General features: G+C 72.7%; 14 protein-coding genes and 1 other RNA gene. 12 read left to right on the top strand and 3 right to left on the bottom strand.

The genetic code is table 11. The features are described from left to right. Both ABEA82_RS04660 and ABEA82_RS04655 read right to left on the bottom strand, forming a co-directional pair. Positions 1-1410: an ABC transporter substrate-binding protein gene (locus tag ABEA82_RS04660; RefSeq protein ID WP_345660054.1), complete on the bottom strand. Its 1410-nt coding sequence runs from the start codon at positions 1408-1410 to the stop codon at positions 1-3. A gap of 201 nt (positions 1411-1611) precedes the next feature. Next, positions 1612-5796, bottom strand: coding sequence for an FHA domain-containing protein (locus ABEA82_RS04655; protein WP_345660125.1), 4185 nt, complete (start codon positions 5794-5796; stop codon positions 1612-1614). Between the two features lie 362 nt (positions 5797-6158). On the opposite strand from ABEA82_RS04655, the gene ABEA82_RS04650 reads away from it, so the two are divergent. From ABEA82_RS04650 to ABEA82_RS04635, 4 genes are all read left to right on the top strand, one after another. Continuing rightward, a complete protein-coding gene (locus ABEA82_RS04650) occupies positions 6159-7826 on the top strand; it encodes a serine/threonine-protein kinase (protein ID WP_345660053.1) in 1668 nt (555 codons plus the stop codon). 133 nt (positions 7827-7959) lie between these two features. Beyond that, entirely contained in the window at positions 7960-9207 is a 1248-nt protein-coding gene (locus ABEA82_RS04645; protein ID WP_345660052.1) for a serine/threonine-protein kinase, read from the top strand. A gap of 387 nt (positions 9208-9594) precedes the next feature. After that, positions 9595-10698 (top strand): peptide chain release factor 2, encoded by a 1104-nt coding sequence (gene prfB, locus ABEA82_RS04640; protein WP_345660051.1) that lies wholly within the window; start codon positions 9595-9597, stop codon positions 10696-10698. 292 nt (positions 10699-10990) lie between these two features. Then, positions 10991-11620, top strand: coding sequence for an LPXTG cell wall anchor domain-containing protein (locus ABEA82_RS04635; protein ID WP_345660050.1), 630 nt, complete (start codon positions 10991-10993; stop codon positions 11618-11620). 103 nt (positions 11621-11723) lie between these two features. Here the strand turns inward: ABEA82_RS04635 and ABEA82_RS04630 are convergent, their stop codons facing one another. Continuing rightward, positions 11724-11915 carry a hypothetical protein gene (locus tag ABEA82_RS04630; RefSeq protein WP_345660049.1) on the bottom strand — a complete coding sequence of 64 codons (192 nt, stop codon included), beginning with the start codon at positions 11913-11915 and terminating at the stop codon, positions 11724-11726. Between the two features lie 241 nt (positions 11916-12156). Here ABEA82_RS04630 and ftsE point away from each other — a divergent pair, with 241 nt between their 5' ends. From ftsE to ABEA82_RS04590, 8 genes are all read left to right on the top strand, one after another. Continuing rightward, positions 12157-12846, top strand: coding sequence for a cell division ATP-binding protein FtsE (gene ftsE / locus ABEA82_RS04625; protein ID WP_003990615.1), 690 nt, complete (start codon positions 12157-12159; stop codon positions 12844-12846). 38 nt (positions 12847-12884) lie between these two features. Continuing rightward, positions 12885-13802 carry a permease-like cell division protein FtsX gene (gene ftsX, locus ABEA82_RS04620; RefSeq protein WP_345660048.1) on the top strand — a complete coding sequence of 306 codons (918 nt, stop codon included), beginning with the start codon at positions 12885-12887 and terminating at the stop codon, positions 13800-13802. Between the two features lie 68 nt (positions 13803-13870). Beyond that, complete coding sequence (locus ABEA82_RS04615) at positions 13871-15037, top strand: S41 family peptidase (protein WP_345660047.1); 1167 nt, start codon at positions 13871-13873, stop codon at positions 15035-15037. A gap of 46 nt (positions 15038-15083) precedes the next feature. Next, positions 15084-15566 carry an SsrA-binding protein SmpB gene (gene smpB / locus ABEA82_RS04610; RefSeq protein ID WP_345660046.1) on the top strand — a complete coding sequence of 161 codons (483 nt, stop codon included), beginning with the start codon at positions 15084-15086 and terminating at the stop codon, positions 15564-15566. A gap of 98 nt (positions 15567-15664) precedes the next feature. Further along, positions 15665-16053: a transfer-messenger RNA gene (ssrA, locus tag ABEA82_RS04605) on the top strand. Between the two features lie 239 nt (positions 16054-16292). Beyond that, complete coding sequence (locus ABEA82_RS04600) at positions 16293-16538, top strand: hypothetical protein (RefSeq protein WP_345660045.1); 246 nt, start codon at positions 16293-16295, stop codon at positions 16536-16538. 12 nt (positions 16539-16550) lie between these two features. Beyond that, entirely contained in the window at positions 16551-17363 is an 813-nt protein-coding gene (locus ABEA82_RS04595) for a hypothetical protein (protein WP_345660043.1), read from the top strand. A gap of 319 nt (positions 17364-17682) precedes the next feature. Continuing rightward, positions 17683-18687 carry a hypothetical protein gene (locus tag ABEA82_RS04590; RefSeq protein ID WP_345660041.1) on the top strand — a complete coding sequence of 335 codons (1005 nt, stop codon included), beginning with the start codon at positions 17683-17685 and terminating at the stop codon, positions 18685-18687. Positions 18688-18799 lie beyond the last annotated feature (112 nt).

Here is an 18799-nt window from a genome sequence, read left to right as displayed (position 1 = left end):
TCAGTTCCCGTAGGCCGCGGCCGCTTCGGCCTCCAGCTTCGCCTGGGTCCCCGCGATGTCCTTCGGGTTCTTCAGGAAGTCCTGGAGGATCTTCCACTCGCCCTTGCCGGGCGTACCGCCGAAGGCCTGCGGGGCCTGGTCGGACATGTCGAAGCGGAAGTCGTCACCGGCGTCGATGAGCGCCTTGGCGATCTTCTGCTGCACCGCGTTGGGGTAGTCGGAGTTCGGCACGTTCTTGTTGGGCGAGAGGTAGCCGCCCAGCTTGGCCTGGATCGACGCCGCGTCGGGGGAGGCGAGCCAGGTGGCCAGGGCCTGGGACCCCTTCGAGTCCTCCAGGATCACGGCCGCGTCGCCGCCCGAGACCACCGGGCCGTTGTCACCGACCGCGGGGAACGGGAACACCTTCGCGTCCGTCCCGATCTTCATGCTCTTCGGGATGTTGACCTGCGCGAAGTCACCCGCGGCGACCATGGCCGCCTTGGGCTGGTCCCCGCCGGTGAAGACCTGCGTGACGGAGGCCGGGAAGTCGGTCTGCAACGCCCCGTTCGCCCCGCCCGCGATCCAGTCGGGCTTGCCCCAGACCTGCGCGAGGGTGGTCAGCGCGTCCTTCACGGACGGGTCCGTCCACTTGATCTCGTGCTTGGCCAGCTGGTCGTACTTCTCCGGGCCGGCCTGGGAGAGGTAGACGTTCTCGAACCAGTCGGTCAGCGTCCAGCCCTCGGCCGCGCCGATGGAGAACGGGGTGACGCCGGAGTCGAAGACCGTCTGCGCGGTGTTGAGCAGGTCCGGCCAGGTCTCGGGCTCACTCGCCCCGGCGTTCTCGAAGACCTGGTTGTTGTACCAGATCAGGGACTTGTTGGCGGCCTTGTAGTAGACGCCGTACGGCTTGCCGCCCACCTTGCCGATGTTCTGCCAGCCCTGGGAGTAGTTCTCGCCGAGCTCCTTGACGGCGTCGGAGCCCAGCGGCTTGGCCCAGCCCTTGTCGACGGCCTGCTTGATGGCGCCGGGCTGCGGCAGCATCGCGATGTCCGGCGGCTGCCCGCCGGCCACCTTCGAACCGATGAAGTTGATGATCGGGTCCTGCGCGGGCACGAAGGTCACCTTGGCGCCCGTGCGGTTCTCGAACTCCTGGAGGACCTTCTTGAAGTTGGCCTGTTCGGTGCCGGTCCACACGGCGGCGACCTCCAGGCTCGTCCCGTCCAGTTTCGGAAGGTTGACGCTGTTGGTGGTCTCCTCGGTCTGGCCCGTGTTGCCGGTGCTGTTGTCGTCGCTGCCTCCGCAGGCGGTGAGCGAGAGCGCGAGTGCTCCCGCGGCGACGGTGGCCGCTGTCCTGACGGCTCTGCGGCTCTGGGGGGTCGCCTCGTTCCGCTGCGGCGACCAGCGTGTCCGGATGGTGCTCGTCATGCGCATGACTGCCCCGTTCTTCGTTCCTCGTCGAACGTCGAGCGCGCTCCCGTGCGATCTGGTCTACGCCCGGGTGTGCGGGGGCGGCAAGATGGCGTCGGCTGTCAAGCGGGGGATCGTGACCCCGTCGTGACCAGGGACTCGTCCCTGGCCGACGGACGGGGTCGGCATCCGGCCAGTGCCACCGAAGAGCGCCACGGACCAGTGCTACAGAAGTGACGGCACCCTCGCCGCCGAGACCTCCCGCGCCGCCCTTTCCAGCGCGCTGGCCAACAGTGCCAGGTCGGTCGGGCCGTTTCCGAGTTCCCGCACCGGACGGCGGGCCGGAGGGTCACCCATGCGGTGCCATTCGAGGGGGACGACGGTGGGGCGCAGGGTCGCCGTCCGGGGGATGCGGCCGGTGACGCGCCCGCCCTGGAACGGGGTGCTCCGCCCGTCCGCGCGGTCCAGGCGCCCACGGCCCGGAGCGGGCTCGTCGGGACCCGGCACCGGGGCGTCGAGGGTCACGCGGAGGGTGGCCCGACGGGCCGGTTCCGTCTCCGCCGTGCGGGCGCACGGGCCGGTGGCCGCCACCAGGTGGACGCCCAGCCGCTCGCCCTCCCGGGCCACGGCCTCCAGCGCGCGCATCACCGACCCGGCGGCGGGCCGTCCGGTCGAACCGAGCGCCGGGGACACCAGCGCGTCCAGGTCGTCGACGACCACGACGAGCCGGGGCAGCGGCGGCGCCGCGTCCGTCTGCCGCCGGGCCGCTCCGGGCCGCAGCCGCATGGTCGAACTGGGCGCGGAGTCGAGGTCACCGGCCCCGGCGGCGGTCCTGGGGGCGCTCCCGGGGGCGGACTCGGCCTGGGCGCCGCCGCCCCGGGCCGTGGCGGTGCGTTGCGTGACCATCCGGCCGGACAGCTCGCGCCCGGCGTGCCACTCGTTGAAGCCGGACCGCCCGAGCAGCTCGCCGCGCCGCTTCAGCTCGGCGCCGAGCGACTGCGCGAACTCCCGCATCCGGACCGGGTCGTGGGCCGTGAGATAGGTGGTGACATGCGGTACGTCCGTACACACGCGCAGCCCCTCGCCGGCCCCGCCGCCCGCGCCGGGGCCGCCCCGGCCGTCGACCAGCACGACGCCCAGGCGGTCCGGCCGCTCGGCGGCGGCCAGGGACGCGACGACCGCCCGCAGCAGTTCCGTACGGCCGCTGCCCGACGGGCCCTCGATCAGCAGATGCGGCCCCTCAAGTGCAAGGTCCGCGCCGACCGGGCCGCGCGGCCCGGCACCCAGCACCGCGCGCACCCGCCCGCCCAGTGCCTCGGCATCATCGGCGGCGTCCGCCCAGCGGGCCATCAGCGACGCCGGGGTCGCCCGGGCCAGGCCCAGCTCGTCCAGCAGCCGGGCCGCCTGCGGAAGGGGCGCGGAGACACGCGGCTGCCGCTCGCTCGCCGCGCCCTCGGTACGCAGCGGTGCCAGCGCCCGCGCGAAGCGCTCGGCCCAGGCGGGGGAGACGGCGTCGACGGTGGCGACGGTGCCGTGGCCCACGGGCCCGGCCGGTGCGGAGCCGCCGCCGACCCGGGCCACGCGCATCAGCCGCAGTGCCGTCGCCACGTCCCCGCTGAGCAGCGCGACCGCACCGCACTGCCGGAACGTCGGCGACGCCGAGCAGGCGGCCTCGTAGGTTTCCGTCACCGGCGAGGCCGGTGAGGCGGCGGCCGCCTCGGCCAGGCAGATGACGTGGATCCCGGCCCGGGGACCCTCCAGCGCGAGCCGTGCCACGGCCTCGCGCAGGTCGGCGCCGCCGGGGTCGCCGTCCACCACCACGACGGTGTACGGACCGGGGAAGCGGTCCGCCCCGTCCGTGCCCGGGGCGTCCTGAGCCCAGGAGGGGCGGCGGCTCGCCGGGGTGGCGGCCTGCGAGCTGTGGGCCGGCGCGGCGCCGGTGGCGGGGGCGCCGGACCCGGGGGCGTGGGCGAACGGGGCGTCGGGGCCCGGGTGCGGGGTGCTGTTTCCCCGGGGGTTCGCGCGGGGGCCGCTCTCGTGGCCGTGCGGGCCGGGGGCGTTGGACGGTGGGCCGTCGGTGGCTGTGGTGTCGGTGGCCGGGTCGGTGTTCCGGGCGTCGGGGATCGGCGTGCCTGTCAGCCGGCCGCCGCCCGCTGCGGTGCTGTTTCCCCAGGCGTTCGCGCGGGTGTTGTCGCTCCCGTGAGCGTGGGGGCCCGGGGCGTTGGACGGTGGGCCGTCGGTGGCTGTGGTGTCGGTGCTGCGGGCACCGGGGATCGGCGCGCCTGTCAGCCGGCCGCCGCCCCCTGCCGTGCTGTTTCCGACGGCGTTTGCCCGGGTGCTGTCGCTCCCGTGGCCGTGCGGGCCAGGGGCGTAGGGCGGTCGGCCGTCGTCGGCTGTGGTGCCGGTGGCCGGGTCGGTGCTGCGGGCGTCGGGGATCGGCGTGCTTGTCAGCCGGCCGCCGCCCCTTGCCGTGCCGTGCCCCGGGCCCGTCTCCGCCAGCTGGTCGTCCAGGCGGCGCAGGAGCTCGTCGGTGCGGGCCGCGGCCTGTTCACGGTCGTGGGCGAGGAGCAGCCGGCAGTCCTGGCCGTGCCCGGGACGCACATGCGGCAGCCAGCCCAGCCAGGACCACTCGGCGGTGCGCTCCTCCAGGGAGCGGGAGCGGTCCGCGGCGATCAGGACGATCTCCAGCGTGTCGGGGGAGTGCAGCGCGGTGAGCTGCGCCAGCACGGCACGGGTCAGCCCGGCGAGCCGCGCCCGCGGCCCGGCCAGCCCCAGCGCACCGACCTCGCGCAGCCCGGCGGTCACCGGCACCGCGGGCAGCAGGCCCGAGCCGTCCGGTGCCGCGCGGTCGGCCGTACCGAGGCGCACCGCGAGCGCTTCCGGGTGGCCCGGCCCGCGCTCCCAGAGCCGGGGGCCCGGCCCCAGTGCCGTCAGCAGCAACGCGGCCGGGTCCGGCCAGGTCTCCGGCGCCGCCTGCACCGCAGCCGGCCGCTCCGGCGTGACCGCGGTCGACGGGTCCTCGTACGTCCCGCGCGCGGGACCCGGGGCCTGCTCGCCACGCCCTCCGGCCAACCGGCGCGCCCACGCCCCGATCCCGCCCCGCCTGCGCGTGCCCGGCGGTACGTCGGTGCCACGCAGGGGCGTGCCCTTGCGTCCGCTGTCCGCACCGGGAGCGAGGCCGTCCGCCGCTCCGGCGCGCCGACCGGAGCCGTCCGTGCCCCCGTCGCCGAACGCCCCGGTCGCGGAGCGTCCCGCGTGGGTGTCTCCGGTGCCGAGCCCGTACCGCGTCGCACCGGGCTCCCGCGGAGCGCCGGTGACGCCGTCGGGGGAGGCCGTGTCCGACGGATCCCCGGCGGCGCCACGCTGCCGGGGGGCGCGGACCCAGCTCTCCGGCGAAAGCGCGGGCCTCTCTTCCCGGGAACCCGGGCGAGGCCCCTCGGGAGCGTCCGGGCGCGGGGGACCCGCGGCCGCGTCGACGGCGCCCGTGCCGCCCTGGCCCCGGGACAGGTCCGGCCCGCGCCGCCCGCCCTCGCCGGCCCCGGGCCGCGCAGCCTCCGCGGCCGCCGGCGCGCCCCTGCTCTCGACTCGGGGCGCCCCGCCCTGGCCCGGCACCACGGCCGGGTCGCCGGCGCCGCGCCCCGCGGGCCCCGGCCTGCCCCAGGCCACCGAGCCGTACGTCTGACGGGTGGGCCCGGACGGACCGGCAGAGGCCGGGTCCGGCACAGAGCCGTCCGGCCCCGGTCCGTCGGCGGGCACCGGCACGCGCACGTGGCCCTCCCCGTCCGGCGTCGTGTCCACCCGGCCACCGGGTCCTCCGGCGGGAGCCAGCCGCAGTGCCGACTCGCCGATCCGCAGCAGCGCCCCGGGCGCGAAACGGACCGGGCGGGCACCCACACGGGTGCCGTCCAGCATGGTGCCGTTCGTGGAGTCGAGGTCGGCGACCGAGACGCGGCCGTCGGCGCTCACCGTCACCGCGCAGTGCAGCCGCGAGACATCCGGGTCGTCCAGCGGTACGTCGGCGTCGGCGGAGCGGCCGATGCGGATCTCGCCGCCGTGCAGCAGATGCACCCCGCCGGCGTCCGGACCGGCGACCACCTGGAGCTGGGCCGGGGCGTCGTCCAGCTCCGGATGCGGCTCCGGCTCGCCCGGCGCGCCCACGGAGAGCACGGCACCGTCGGTCAGCGGGGGCTCGCCGAGCGTGCACCGCTGGATGTCCAGCCGCTGTTCGCCGGCGTACAGCACGGGGGTGCCCGAGCCGTCGCCGCCGGAGACGACCTGGGCGAGTGCCGAGGCCACCGCCGCGAGCGCCGTGCCGGCGGGCGCCGTGACCAGCACGTCGCTGCGTGGCGCGCGGTCCCGCCCCGGCACCGACGGGCCCAGTGGGTCTACGACGGTCAGCCGGATCTGCATCGCCGTCAGCGGTCCCTTCTGCTCAGGCGCGGAGTCCCCCACCCCGCCCCAGCACGTCGGCCAGTACTGCACGCATCCTCGCACCTGCCACTGACAGCGCGCCCCTCGCTCGGGAACAAGTGATCTTGATTGGTCGGCTCTGCCCGCAAAAGTGCCTGAGAGATGGCCCACTCCCGATCAGTTGAGATCGGTCACGTCCCCTCCTGGCAACCAGGAGAACGAGGTGAGCGTCTTTGCTTCGAACAGCTGTGAACGCGGATACGTAAGACCCACAGAATGACGACACACCGGTCCTCGACGGCACGGCACTACAGTGGGTCGGACAGGCCAGCAGGCAAGGCAAGCACCAGGGAGCGCATGACGTGCGGCCGGTAGGCAGCAAGTACCTGCTCGAGGAGCCGCTCGGACGCGGCGCCACGGGCACCGTCTGGCGAGCCCGCCAGCGCGAGACCGCGGGCGCCGAGGCGGCCGTTCCGGGACAGCCCGGCGAGACCGTGGCGATCAAGGTCCTCAAGGAGGAGCTGGCCAGCGACGCGGACGTCGTCATGCGGTTCCTCCGGGAGCGCTCCGTCCTGCTCCGGCTGACCCATCCGAACATCGTCCGGGTCCGCGACCTGGTCGTCGAGGGCGATCTGCTGGCGCTGGTCATGGACCTCGTCGAGGGCCCCGACCTGCACCGCTACCTGCGCGAGAACGGGCCCTTCACCCCGGTCGCGGCGGCGCTGCTCACCGCCCAGATCGCCGACGCGCTCGCCGCCAGCCACGCCGACGGCGTCGTCCACCGCGACCTGAAGCCGGCGAACGTCCTGCTCCAGCAGTACGAGGGGCAGATGCACCCGCTGCTGACCGACTTCGGCATCGCCCGCCTCGCCGACTCCCCGGGCCTGACCCGCACCCAGGAGTTCGTCGGCACGCCCGCGTACGTCGCTCCCGAGTCCGCCGAGGGCCGCCCGCAGACCTCCGCCGTCGACATCTACGGCGCCGGCATCCTGCTGTACGAACTGGTCACCGGCCGCCCGCCGTTCGCCGGCAGCTCCGCCCTCGAGGTGCTGCACCAGCACCTGAGCGCCGAGCCGCGCCGCCCGTCCACGGTCCCCGACCCGCTGTGGACGATCATCGAGCGCTGTCTGCGCAAGAACCCGGACGAACGGCCCAGCGCCGAGAACCTCGCCCGCGGCCTGCGCGTCGTCGCCGAGGGCATCGGGGTGCACGCGAACTCCGCGCAGATCGCCGCCGCCGAGGGGGTGGGCGCGCTCCTGGTGCCCGACCCGGCGCCCGCGCCCGTACCGGACAGCTTCGGCTCGGGCGACCCGACCCAGGTCCTGCCGCAGGGCGCCGGCTCGTACGACCCGAACGCCGCGACCAGCGTCATGCCCCACACCGGCGCCCCCGGCGCCGCCGACCCGACCGCCGTCCTGCCGGGACGGGGCGCGGCCGACCCGACCGCCGTCATGCCGCCGGTCCCGCCGGGCGCACCCGGCCAGCAGGGCGGCCCCGGCGGGCCCGAGGACCCGCACCCCTGGCAGAACCAGCTGCGGGCGGCCCGCGACCGCAACGAGCAGACGCAGGTCCAGTACCTCGACCCGGGCCAGGACCCGCTGCGCCGCCGCCCCCAGCGCCAGGTCGCCCGGCCGCAGCAGCCCCCGCAGCGGGGACAGCAGCCCCCGCCCGGACCCGGCTACGGCCATCCGCAGCAGCAGCCCCAGCAGTACGCGCCGCAGCCCCAGCAGCCGCAGCGCTACGCGCCGCCCGCGCCGCCGCCCCAGCCCCAGCAGCCGCAGCGGCCCCAGCGCGAGCCCCGGCAGCCGCGCCAGCGCAGCGCCAACCCGATGCGGATCCCCGGGCTCGGCTGCCTGAAGGGCTGTCTCTTCACGATCGTCATCCTCTTCGTCGCCGGCTGGCTGGTCTGGGAACTGAGCCCGCTTCAGGAGTGGATCGGCACCGGCAAGGGCTACTGGGACCAGCTCACCGACTGGTTCAACACCGTGACGGGCTGGTTCGAGAAGCTCGGCAACAGCGGGGGCGCATAGGCGCGAACCGACCCGAACCCGCCTGTGGGGTTGGTGATTTGTCGACACCTGGCGGGTGATTTCCGCCTCGACGGTGAAGGTTGGCACCTCGGACGCGTAGTTTTGGCGACAACACGCGTCGCAGGGAGCAGCCTTGGCACGGAAGATCGGCAGCCGGTACACCGCCCACCAGATCCTGGGGCGGGGCAGTGCCGGCACGGTGTGGCTGGGGGAGGGGCCCGAGGGCCCCGTCGCCATCAAGCTGCTGCGCGAGGACCTCGCGTCCGACCAGGAACTCGTCGGCCGCTTCGTACAGGAGCGGACGGCGCTGCTCGGTCTGGAGCACCCGCATGTCGTGTCCGTGCGCGACCTGGTCGTGGACGGCAACGACCTGGCGCTGGTCATGGACCTCGTCCGGGGCACGGACCTGCGCACCCGGCTGGAGCGGGACCGGCGTCTCGCCCCCGAGGCGGCCGTCGCCATCGCGGCGGACATCGCCGACGGGCTGGCGGCCGCGCACGCCGCGGGCGTCGTGCACCGGGACGTGAAGCCGGAGAACGTGCTCCTGGACATGCAGGGCCCGCTCGGCCCCGGCGGCTCCCACCGCGCGCTGCTGACCGACTTCGGGGTGGCGAAACTCATCGACACCCCGCGCCGGACCAAGGCGACGAAGATCATCGGCACGCCCGACTACCTCGCCCCGGAGATCGTCGAGGGCCTGCCCCCGCGCGCGTCCGTCGACATCTACGCGCTCGCCACCGTCCTCTACGAACTGCTCGCGGGCTTCACCCCGTTCGGCGGCGGCCACCCGGGCGCGGTGCTGCGCCGGCACGTCACGGAGACCGTCGTCCCGCTGCCCGGCATCCCGGACGAGCTGTGGCAGCTGATCATCCAGTGCCTCGCCAAGGCCCCGGCCTCCCGGCTGCGGGCCTCGGAGCTCGGGTCGCGGCTACGTGAGCTGCTGCCGATGCTGGCGGGCATGCCGCCGCTGGAGGTGGACGAGCCGGACACCGAGTCCGCCGAGGAGACCGACCGCGAGGAGCAGCCCGCCGGACCGGCCCCGACCGGTGAGCGGGTCCGCCGCCGCGGCGCGGTCCCCCTCGTGCCCGGATCAAAACCGGCCGACTCCAACCGTGACACCCACACGTCCATGCGCGTCCCCGCCCCCGACGAGCTGGCCGGGGGCGCGCACGGTACGGCCCGGGCCCCGCGCGCGTCGGGCACGCCCCGGCCCGGCTCGGCCCGCAACCGCGCCGCCACCCGGCGCCGCCGCCTCGCCCTGGGAGCGGGCGCGGTCGCCCTGATCGCCGCGATCGGCGTCGGGGCCTGGCTTTCCGCATCGGACGACGACGCGAGCACGCCACCCCAGGACACACAGAACTCGGCCCCCCAGTCGCCCTGACACCGCCCCTGCCGAGGTCCGTGGCCCGCCGCCGACGAAGGGCGACGAACGGCTGAGGGCGGCCAGGGGCCGCTCCGCAGCCCGTGACCCCCGGGGAGCGGGCCGCCTGCCGGGGAGCGGACGTCGGCCGCCGGCGGCGCAGGTCGGCGCCGGGGTCCGGCCGTCGGTGACGCGGGGTGGACACCCGAGGGGCGCGGGGGCGGACACCCGAGCGGCGCGGGGGCGGACACCCGAGCGGCGCGGGGGCGGACACCCGAGCGGCGCGGGGGCGGACACCCGAGGTGCGCGGGGGCGGACGCCCGGCACGTTCCTCTTCCCGGTCCCTCCCCGACCGTCGGCAGCGGCGGCCCGGCGCTCGCCGCCGGGCGGAGCCGTTACGCTGGAGGCGTGGCAGTCGTCGATGTATCCGAAGAGCTCAAGTCCCTCTCCTCGACCATGGAGTCGATCGAGGCCGTTCTGGACCTCGACAAGCTGAGGGCAGACATCGCCGTGCTCGAGGAGCAGGCGGCCGCGCCGTCCCTGTGGGACAACCCCGACGAGGCGCAGAAGATCACCAGCAAGCTGTCCCACCTCCAGGCCGAGGTGCGCAAGGCCGAGGCCCTGCGCGGTCGTATCGACGACCTCGCCGTCCTGTTCGAGATGGCCGAGGAGGAGGACGACCCGGACACCCGCGCCGAGGCCGAGTCCGAGCTCGCCGCCGTCCGGAAGGCGCTGGACGAGATGGAGGTCCGCACCCTCCTGTCGGGCGAGTACGACTCCCGTGAGGCCGTGGTGAACATCCGCGCCGAGGCCGGCGGCGTCGACGCCGCCGACTTCGCCGAGAAGCTCCAGCGCATGTACCTGCGGTGGGCCGAGCAGCGCGGCTACAAGACGGAGATCTACGAGACGTCGTACGCGGAGGAGGCCGGCATCAAGTCGACCACCTTCGCCGTCCAGGCGCCCTACGCGTACGGCACGCTCTCCGTCGAGCAGGGCACGCACCGGCTCGTGCGCATCTCGCCCTTCGACAACCAGGGCCGGCGCCAGACCTCCTTCGCGGGCGTCGAGATCCTGCCCGTGGTCGAGCAGACCGACCACATCGAGATCGACGAGTCCGAACTGCGGGTGGACGTGTACCGCTCGTCCGGCCCCGGCGGTCAGGGCGTCAACACCACCGACTCCGCGGTGCGCCTCACCCACCTCCCCACCGGCATCGTCGTCTCCTGCCAGAACGAGCGCTCGCAGATCCAGAACAAGGCGACCGCGATGAACGTTCTTCAGGCGAAGCTGCTGGAGCGCCAGCGCCAGGAGGAGCGGGCCAAGATGGACGCCCTCAAGGACGGCGGCAGCTCCTGGGGCAACCAGATGCGTTCCTACGTGCTGCACCCTTACCAGATGGTCAAGGACCTGCGTACCGAGTTCGAGGTCGGCAACCCCGAGGCTGTGTTCAACGGCGAGATCGACGGCTTCATCGAAGCCGGAATTCGCTGGCGCAAGCAGCAGGAGAAGTAAGTTTGTCGACAAGGCAACTGCCGCCCCCGGGGCGGTAGTTGCCTTTTCTGCGCTCGGATGTCCGGGTTTTACATCACACTCACAGGCTCAGACTCCCGGCATAGCCCCCGTACTTGGACACGGCACCCGCAAACGCCCTTGACGAGCCTTTGAAAAATGGGAAGGGTAAAGCGCGGCATGCGTGTCTCTGGGGCGCATGTGAACCGGGGGGCTCTTTTCACCGCGGCCGTCCCCGTCGAGCACAGCCCCGAACGCTGCCTAATGACGATGAGCTACTGGGGGTAGCAACCACATGACGAAGAAGACGCGGATCCGTGTCGCGCGAATAGCGGCCGGCGCCGTGATCGCCGCCGGAGCCTCGCTGACCGCCGCCGGTGCCGCATCCGCCGCGGAGGCGGACGACTGCCTGCTCGGCATCCTGTGCGCCGACGAGTCGCCGGTCCCGACGCCGACGCCGACGGACCCGCCGACCGACATCCCCACCGACCCGCCGACGGACCTCCCGACGGACCCGCCGTCCACCGAGGAGCCCACGGACGAGCCGACCGAGCCCACGGACGAGCCCACCGAGCCGACCGAGGACCCGACCGACGCGCCGACCGACCCGGGCAACGGGAACGGCGGCGGCAACGGTGGCGGCAACGCCAATGGTGGCAACAACGGCGGCGGCAACAACGCCGACCCCGACGGCGGCACCTCCCCGCAGGAGGAGGGCTCCTCCGCCCTCACCGACACCGGCTCGGACTCCGCCCCGGCCGCGCAGGCCCAGGCTCAGGGCAAGGGCAACGGCGAGGAGCTCGCCGAGACCGGTGCCGCGCAGACCACCTTCCTGGTGATCGGCGCCGCCACGATGATCGCCGGCGGTGTCGGCTTCCGCGTCCTGCCGCGCCTCATGGGCGGCCGCGGCGGGGCTGCCGCCTGACGGTAGCCGCGTCCGTACGGACCGTGCGCACAGCGCAACGCTGAGGGCCCGGAGCATCACGCTCCGGGCCCTCAGTCCTGTCCTGCTCGTCCTCGCCCGCTTGTCACGCCGTCTGGTGCGCCAGCAGCGCCACGGCCGCGATCAGCGCGGCCAGCAGGGCGATCAGCGCCATCGGGTTCAGGTTCGCGAGGAAGTTCTCCTGCTGTAGGCGCTCACGGTTCGCGCGGCACACGGGGCAGCGCCCCTCGTTCACGGGGGCCGCGCAGTTCGCGCACACCAACCGGTCGTACGTCATGCGCTCGCCCTCCTTGCGCCGGTTCCAGGTCGTTCAACGTTCGTGGGTGGGGGAATGTTCCCCTCCCCACTTTGCCAGGTTCCGCCGGAGGGCGCGCGGTCGATGCGAAAGAGCAGCACCCCACGCCCCCAGGGCGTACAAAACGGCACATCCGCTGTGCAACCGCCACCGGTGACTGCGGTCACGTACCCGGTTCGCGTATGGTCACGCTCATCTACCCCCGGCGACCCGTGGTGCATCCGTGATCCGATTCGACAATGTCTCCAAGGTCTACCCCAAGCAGACCCGCCCCGCCCTCAGGGATGTCTCCCTGGAGGTCGAGAAGGGCGAGTTCGTGTTCCTCGTGGGGTCCTCCGGCTCCGGAAAGTCCACCTTCCTGCGGCTGATCCTCCGCGAGGAGCGGTGCAGTCACGGGCAGGTGCACGTCCTGGGCAAGGACCTCGCACGCCTCTCCAACTGGAAGGTTCCGCAGATGCGGCGCCAGCTGGGGACGGTCTTCCAGGACTTCCGCCTGCTGCCGAACAAGACGGTCGGCGAGAACGTCGCCTTCGCGCAGGAGGTCATCGGCAAGTCGCGCGGTGAGATCCGCAAGTCCGTGCCGCAGGTGCTCGACCTCGTCGGGCTCGGCGGCAAGGAGGACCGGATGCCCGGCGAGCTGTCCGGTGGTGAGCAGCAGCGCGTCGCCATCGCGCGGGCCTTCGTCAACCGGCCGAAGCTGCTCATCGCCGACGAGCCCACCGGCAACCTCGACCCGCAGACCTCCGTCGGCATCATGAAGCTGCTCGACCGCATCAACCGGACGGGCACGACCGTGGTGATGGCCACGCACGACCAGAACATCGTGGACCAGATGCGCAAGCGCGTCATCGAGCTGGAGAAGGGCCGCCTCGTCCGCGACCAGGCCCGTGGCGTCTACGGCTACCAGCACTGACACCGCACGAGATCCACGGAAAGGCTTAACCCGTCGCCATGCGCGCCCAGTTCGTACTCTCCGAGATCGGTGTCGGTCTCCGCCGCAACCTGACGATGACCTTCGCCGTCATCGTCTCCGTCGCCCTGTCCCTCGCCCTGTTCGGCGGGTCGCTCCTGATGAGTGACCAGGTCAACACCATGAAGGGCTACTGGTACGACAAGGTCAACGTCTCGATCTTCCTCTGCAACAAGAGCGATGCCGAGTCCGACCCGAACTGCGCCAAGGGCGCGGTGACGGACGACCAGAAGCAGCAGATCAAGACCGACCTCGACAAGATGGGCGTCGTCCAGACGGTCACGTACGAGTCGCAGGACGCGGCGTACAAGCACTACAAGGAGCAGTTCGGGGACTCCCCGCTGGCCAGCTCCCTCACGCCGGACCAGATGCAGGAGTCGTACCGCATCAAGCTGAAGGACCCGCAGAAGTACCAGGTGATCGCGACCGCCTTCGACGGCCGGGACGGCGTGCAGTCCGTTCAGGATCAAAAGGGCATTCTGGACAATCTGTTCGGGCTCCTCAACGGTATGAACTGGGCCGCGCGGGCGGTGATGGCGCTCATGCTCGTCGTCGCGCTGATGCTGATCGTCAACACCGTGCGGGTCTCGGCGTTCAGCCGACGGCGCGAGACCGGCATCATGCGCCTGGTCGGCGCCTCGGGCTTCTACATCCAGGCGCCGTTCATCATGGAGGCCGCCGTCGCCGGGCTCATCGGCGGCACCCTCGCGTGCGCCTTCCTGCTGATCGCCAGATACTTCATCATCGACCACGGCCTGGCGCTGTCCGAGAAGCTGAACCTGATCAACTTCATCGGCTGGGACGCCGTTCTCACGAAGCTGCCGCTCATCCTCGCCACGAGTCTGCTGATGCCCGCGTTGGCCGCGTTCTTCGCGCTGCGCAAGTACTTGAAGGTGTGACGCATGCCAACAGGGGCCGTGCGGTCAACCGACCGTACGGCCCTTCCCCTTGTCCTAGACTCACCGGCATGTCAGGTCGTGACCCGTTCTGTCAGCCCCGTCGCATCCGCCGCGGGGCCGCCCTGACCTTGCTGTTCACGAGCGTGCTCGTCGCCGGGGCGGCCACCGGCTCCCTCCCGCAGGCCGGCCGCAAGTCCGCGCCGGACGAGGTCCGTTCGACCGGCCCGGTCGGGCGTCACGCGGCCGTCGCCAGGGCCGCCGAGGAGGCCATGGCGGACGGCAAGTCCCCGATGGAGGCCGCCAAGCGCGCCGTCAGCCGCAGCGGCGACCGCTGGGGCGCCGTCTACTCCCAGGGCGAGTACGAGGAGTTCGAGGACGCCCTCGACGGCCAGTACACCGGCGTCGGACTCTGGGCGCGCAGCGAACGCGACGGCCGGGTCGAGGTGACGAAGGTGCGCGCAGGCTCGCCCGCCGCCACCGCCGGGATCCGCCCCGGGGACCTGCTGCGCAGCGTCGACGGCGCGAAGACCGACGGCCGGCCCGTCACCGAGGTCGTCTCCCTGCTGCGTGGGGACGCCACCGACGCCCCCGCCGGCACCACCGTCCGCCTCGGACTGGAGCGGGACGGGCGCGCCTGGACCGAGACCCTGCGCCGGGCCCAGCTGACCACGGACTCGGTCACCGTGCGGGAGCTCGCCGGACCGGTCACCCTCATCAAGGTCGACACCTTCACCAAGGGCTCCGGCGACCAGGTCCGCAAGGCCGTCCGCCACGCCCCGCCCGGCGGCGTCGTCCTCGACCTGCGCGGCAACTCCGGCGGACTGGTCACCGAGGCGGTCAGCGCGGCCTCCGCCTTCCTCGACGGCGGCCTGGTCGCCACGTACGACGTCGAGGGCGAGCAGCGCGCCCTGCACGCCGAGCCCGGCGGCGACACGACGAGACCCCTGGTCGCGCTCGTCGACGGCGGGACGATGAGCGCGGCGGAACTCCTCACCGGGGCGGTCCAGGACCGCGGACGGGCGCTCGTGGTGGGTTCCCGGACCTTCGGCAAGGGCTCGGTCCAGATGCCGAGCCGGCTGCCCGACGGCTCCGTCGCGGAGCTGACCGTCGGGCACTACCGCACCCCCTCCGGCCGCGGGGTCGACGGCCGGGGCATCACCCCCGACCTGGAGACCGACGACGGCGCCCTCCAGCGGGCCGAGACCGTACTGCGCGGCCTCGCGAGCCCCTCGTAATCGACTTTCCGCGGGCCCCCTCCGTAGTGCGAAAATGGACGGCACTATGGCTAAGGAAAAAGGGCGCAAGCTGATCGCGCAGAACAAGAAGGCGCGGCACGACTACCTCATCATCGACACCTACGAGGCCGGCCTGGTCCTCACCGGGACCGAGGTGAAGTCGCTGCGCCAGGGTCGGGCGTCGCTGGTCGACGGCTTCGTGCAGCTGACCGACGGTGAGGCGTGGCTGCACAACGTGCACGTGCCGGAGTACAGCCAGGGCACCTGGACCAACCACAGCGCGCGGCGCAAGCGCAAGCTGCTGCTGCACCGCTCCGAGATCGACAAGCTGGAGTCGAAGTCGGGGGACACGGGCCACACCATCGTGCCCCTCGCGCTGTACTTCAGGGACGGCCGGGCCAAGGTCGAGATCGCGCTGGCGAAGGGCAAGAAGGAGTACGACAAGCGTCAGGCGCTGCGGGAGAAGCAGGACCGCCGGGAGACCGACCGCGCGATCGCGGCGGTGAAGCGCAGGCAGCGCGGGGCGTAGCGAATACGCTGGCACCGACCCGCGTTGGTCACGTACGATGGTGCCTGCACCCCATGGCGGGTGCGTGACCCTCTCCGGAGGGATTGTCAACACAACATGGGGATGATCGGTTTCGACAGCGGCTGTCGAAGCAGGGGAAGCGTGTCGAGGAAGCGGCAATGATCTCGTAAACCATATGTCGCAAAAAATAATCGCCAACACCAAGCGCGATTCCCAGTCCTTCGCTCTCGCTGCCTGATAAGCAGTGACTGAAGGACCCTAAATGGGTGTCAGCCCGGGAGTGTTCCCGGCCCGGATCCTGGCATAATCTAGGGAACTAAACCATCGAGCCCGGTCACGGGGCCCGATGGGAAATCAAACAGTGACTGGGCCCGTCGGCGACTTGTTCGCGTGATCGCCGGGGCCGAGAAAATCACAGCGAACTGCACACGGAGAAGCCCTGCTTCTGCACCGTTGGACGCGGGTTCGATTCCCGCCATCTCCACTCATCCCATGTGGGCACAGGCCCCGTCGCTTCCGAGCGGCGGGGCCTGTGCCATGCCCGCCGCGGTGGCAGCAGCGTCGTCCACCGGCATCCGGGTTGTAGGACCTGGCGGTAATCATCGTTCGCAGTTCTTCATACAGAGATATGGAGAGCCCTCATGGCACATAGAAAAGATGCTGAACGGCAAAATCCTTCACTCGTTTGCCGCGCATCCGGCGAAGTAGGCCGACGTTAGTCGGTACATGACCGAGGCGACCAGGAAAGACGGGTGGGCGGTAACGCTCGGCCCCTACACCTACATTCCCGCTCCGGCGCACTCGTCGGCGACCGTCAACGGCACGCTCACCAAGGCCGGTTGCCCGGTCACGTTGCAGGTGACGGAGCCGGTGCTGCGCGATTTCCTCGACGCCATGAGTGCGCTGGAAATCGATCTCGCCCGGCGCTGGACCAGTGCGACGGAATGGTCCGCTTTCGCGCTCGCGGAATAGTCGGGGCGCGCCATGTATGACAAAGGAATCGAGGGCAGCGGGCGGCACCGGGCTCCCACCCGGGATTTCGTGACGCCCCTCACCCCACCGGACCCGACCTGGGATCCGGCCGAGGAACTCGCGTTCATCCTCCAGGAAGCCCTGGCTGAGCAGGAGCCGAGGATCCCCGCCCCGCGTGACGAGACGCGGACCGCGGCGGCGGACGTCGTCCCGGACGGCCACATCCGGCGGCTCCAGGACATCACCGAGGAACTGGCGCCGGTGCGGGAGGTCCACCGGCGCCACCGCAAGGTCCGCAATCGCAGGGCCCCGCGGGTGCTCCGCGCCACCAGCTTCCTCGTCGCCGCCCTGGCCGCTGTGATCGCCTCCGCGGTGAGCCTGCTCAGCGGGATGGTCGCCTACGACCCGCTGCGCCTCGTCGCCGTGTCACCCCCGGGCAGGAGCCTCCACACCTGGTGGCCGCTGCTGGTGTACGGGCCCTGGCTGGTGGCCTCGCTGTCCGTCCTGCGGGCCGCGCTGCACCAGCGCCGTGCCGTGCACTCCTGGTGCGTGGTCCTCGTCTTCTCGTGCGTCGCCGTACTGCTGTGCGTCGCCCAGGCGCCCAGAACGGTTCTGGGTACCGCGTCGGCGGCCCTGCCGGGGTTGGCGGCACTGGCCTGCTTCCAGCAGGTCGTGCGGCAGATCACACTGACCCGTCCTCCCGTCCGGACGGTGCCGCGGCACCGGCAGGGGCAGGCCCTGCCGAAGGACCCCGCCGGCGGGTCCGCTCCCGGTGGCGACGCGGCGGGGCAGGGGGAAGGGTCTCAGCAGACCGGCGGGGTCTGAGCGGCGTGGTGCGGGGCGGCGGGGTGCCTGACGGCGAGGTGCCGGGCGGTGGGGTCGTCGGCCCCGCCGCGACGGTGTCGCATCCCTTGGGCGATCCCGTCGGAGGGGGGATTCCGGCCATGGGCGATGTCCTCAGCGCGTCCCACGGCTGCCACGATTCGGTACGCCGTCCACACGCAACCTCCGCGTGCGCTACATTCGACGCCTGAGCACGGTGTGGTAAAGGGGGGCGCTCGGAACGGGTGGGGGCCCGGATCCGACGACGGGTGCTCAGGTCGTAAGCGCACCTGAACCATCCCGTGGGGGGAAGTGCGTGCGCGTGAAACAGTGGCGAGAAGACGCCCAACCCGAGTGGCCCGAGGTCGCTACGACGACCGGTGAACTCCCCGCGGACGGCAGAGCCCGGGACCGGAGAGCCACTCAGGTGTTCGCCGGCGGCGACGTCCAGGTGACCGGCAGCCGACTGCCCGCCGGGACGGAGGTATTGCGCGGCATTCCCCGGCAGAGCGAGGGCGAGGCCGACTCGTTCGCCCCGGACCCCGGGCCCCGTGCCGCCGTCCGCGACCCCTGGCAGGAGGAAGCCGAACCGGCCGGGACCCTCCCGCCGGACGAGGACGACACCGAGCACACCCACGACCCGCACGAGGTCACCGTCCAACTCGACGCCGTACAGCTCGGGGACGGGTTCCTGAGGCAGGTCAAGGAAGGTTCCGGGGGGACCCCCGAATCGGCCGCCGACCGGCCGGTGTTCGTCGACGAGTCCGGTCGCCGCAGCCGCCGCTTCCGCAGGATCGGCATGGCCGTCGCCCTGGTCTGCGGGGTCTACGCCGTGGTCATCGTCGCCACCCTGCTCTCGGGCAACTCCCAAGCGCCCTGGCTGCCCGTGCCGGGCCAGCAGGAGGGGCAGCCCGCCGGGAAGGTCGACACCCCGCCCCTGCCGGAGCAGTCGGCACCGTCCGCCGAGGCGGAAGCCACCGCCCCGGGTGGCACGCCGGCGACCGGCGAGGCCACGGCACCGGCGCCCGGCGCGAGCGCCCGTGAACCCGTGGCCACCGCGGGCCCCGGCCGATCCGGCACGACCGCCAAGCCCTCGCCGACCGCGGCCCGGACCACACCGGCCCCGCGCACCGGTGTCACGAACCCGGCCCCGAGCAAGCCGGCGGACCCGCCGAGCACGCCCGCACCCGACCCGACACCGACGACCCCCGCTCCGCCCGAGCCGACCGCGACCACGGGCACCGGCGGCGGCGACGGCGGCGACACCGGCACCGTCGCCGAGGGTCCGGCGCAGACACCGCCGGTCGCCGAGTCACAGGGCGCGTAGCCGGACTGCCGGGGCGCAGGTCGGTCGCATGGCCGGACCGTACGGCCGGGTCACCGGCAGGTCCGGCGGTCGGTCGTCAGGTCGGTCGTCAGGTCGTCAGATCCGGCGGGCT

Source organism: Streptomyces venetus (assembly GCF_039540295.1).
In the GTDB taxonomy this organism is placed as follows: domain Bacteria; phylum Actinomycetota; class Actinomycetes; order Streptomycetales; family Streptomycetaceae; genus Streptomyces; species Streptomyces venetus.
The sequence above is the reverse complement of the archived record's forward strand: the minus strand, read 5'-3'. Positions and strand labels throughout refer to the sequence as shown.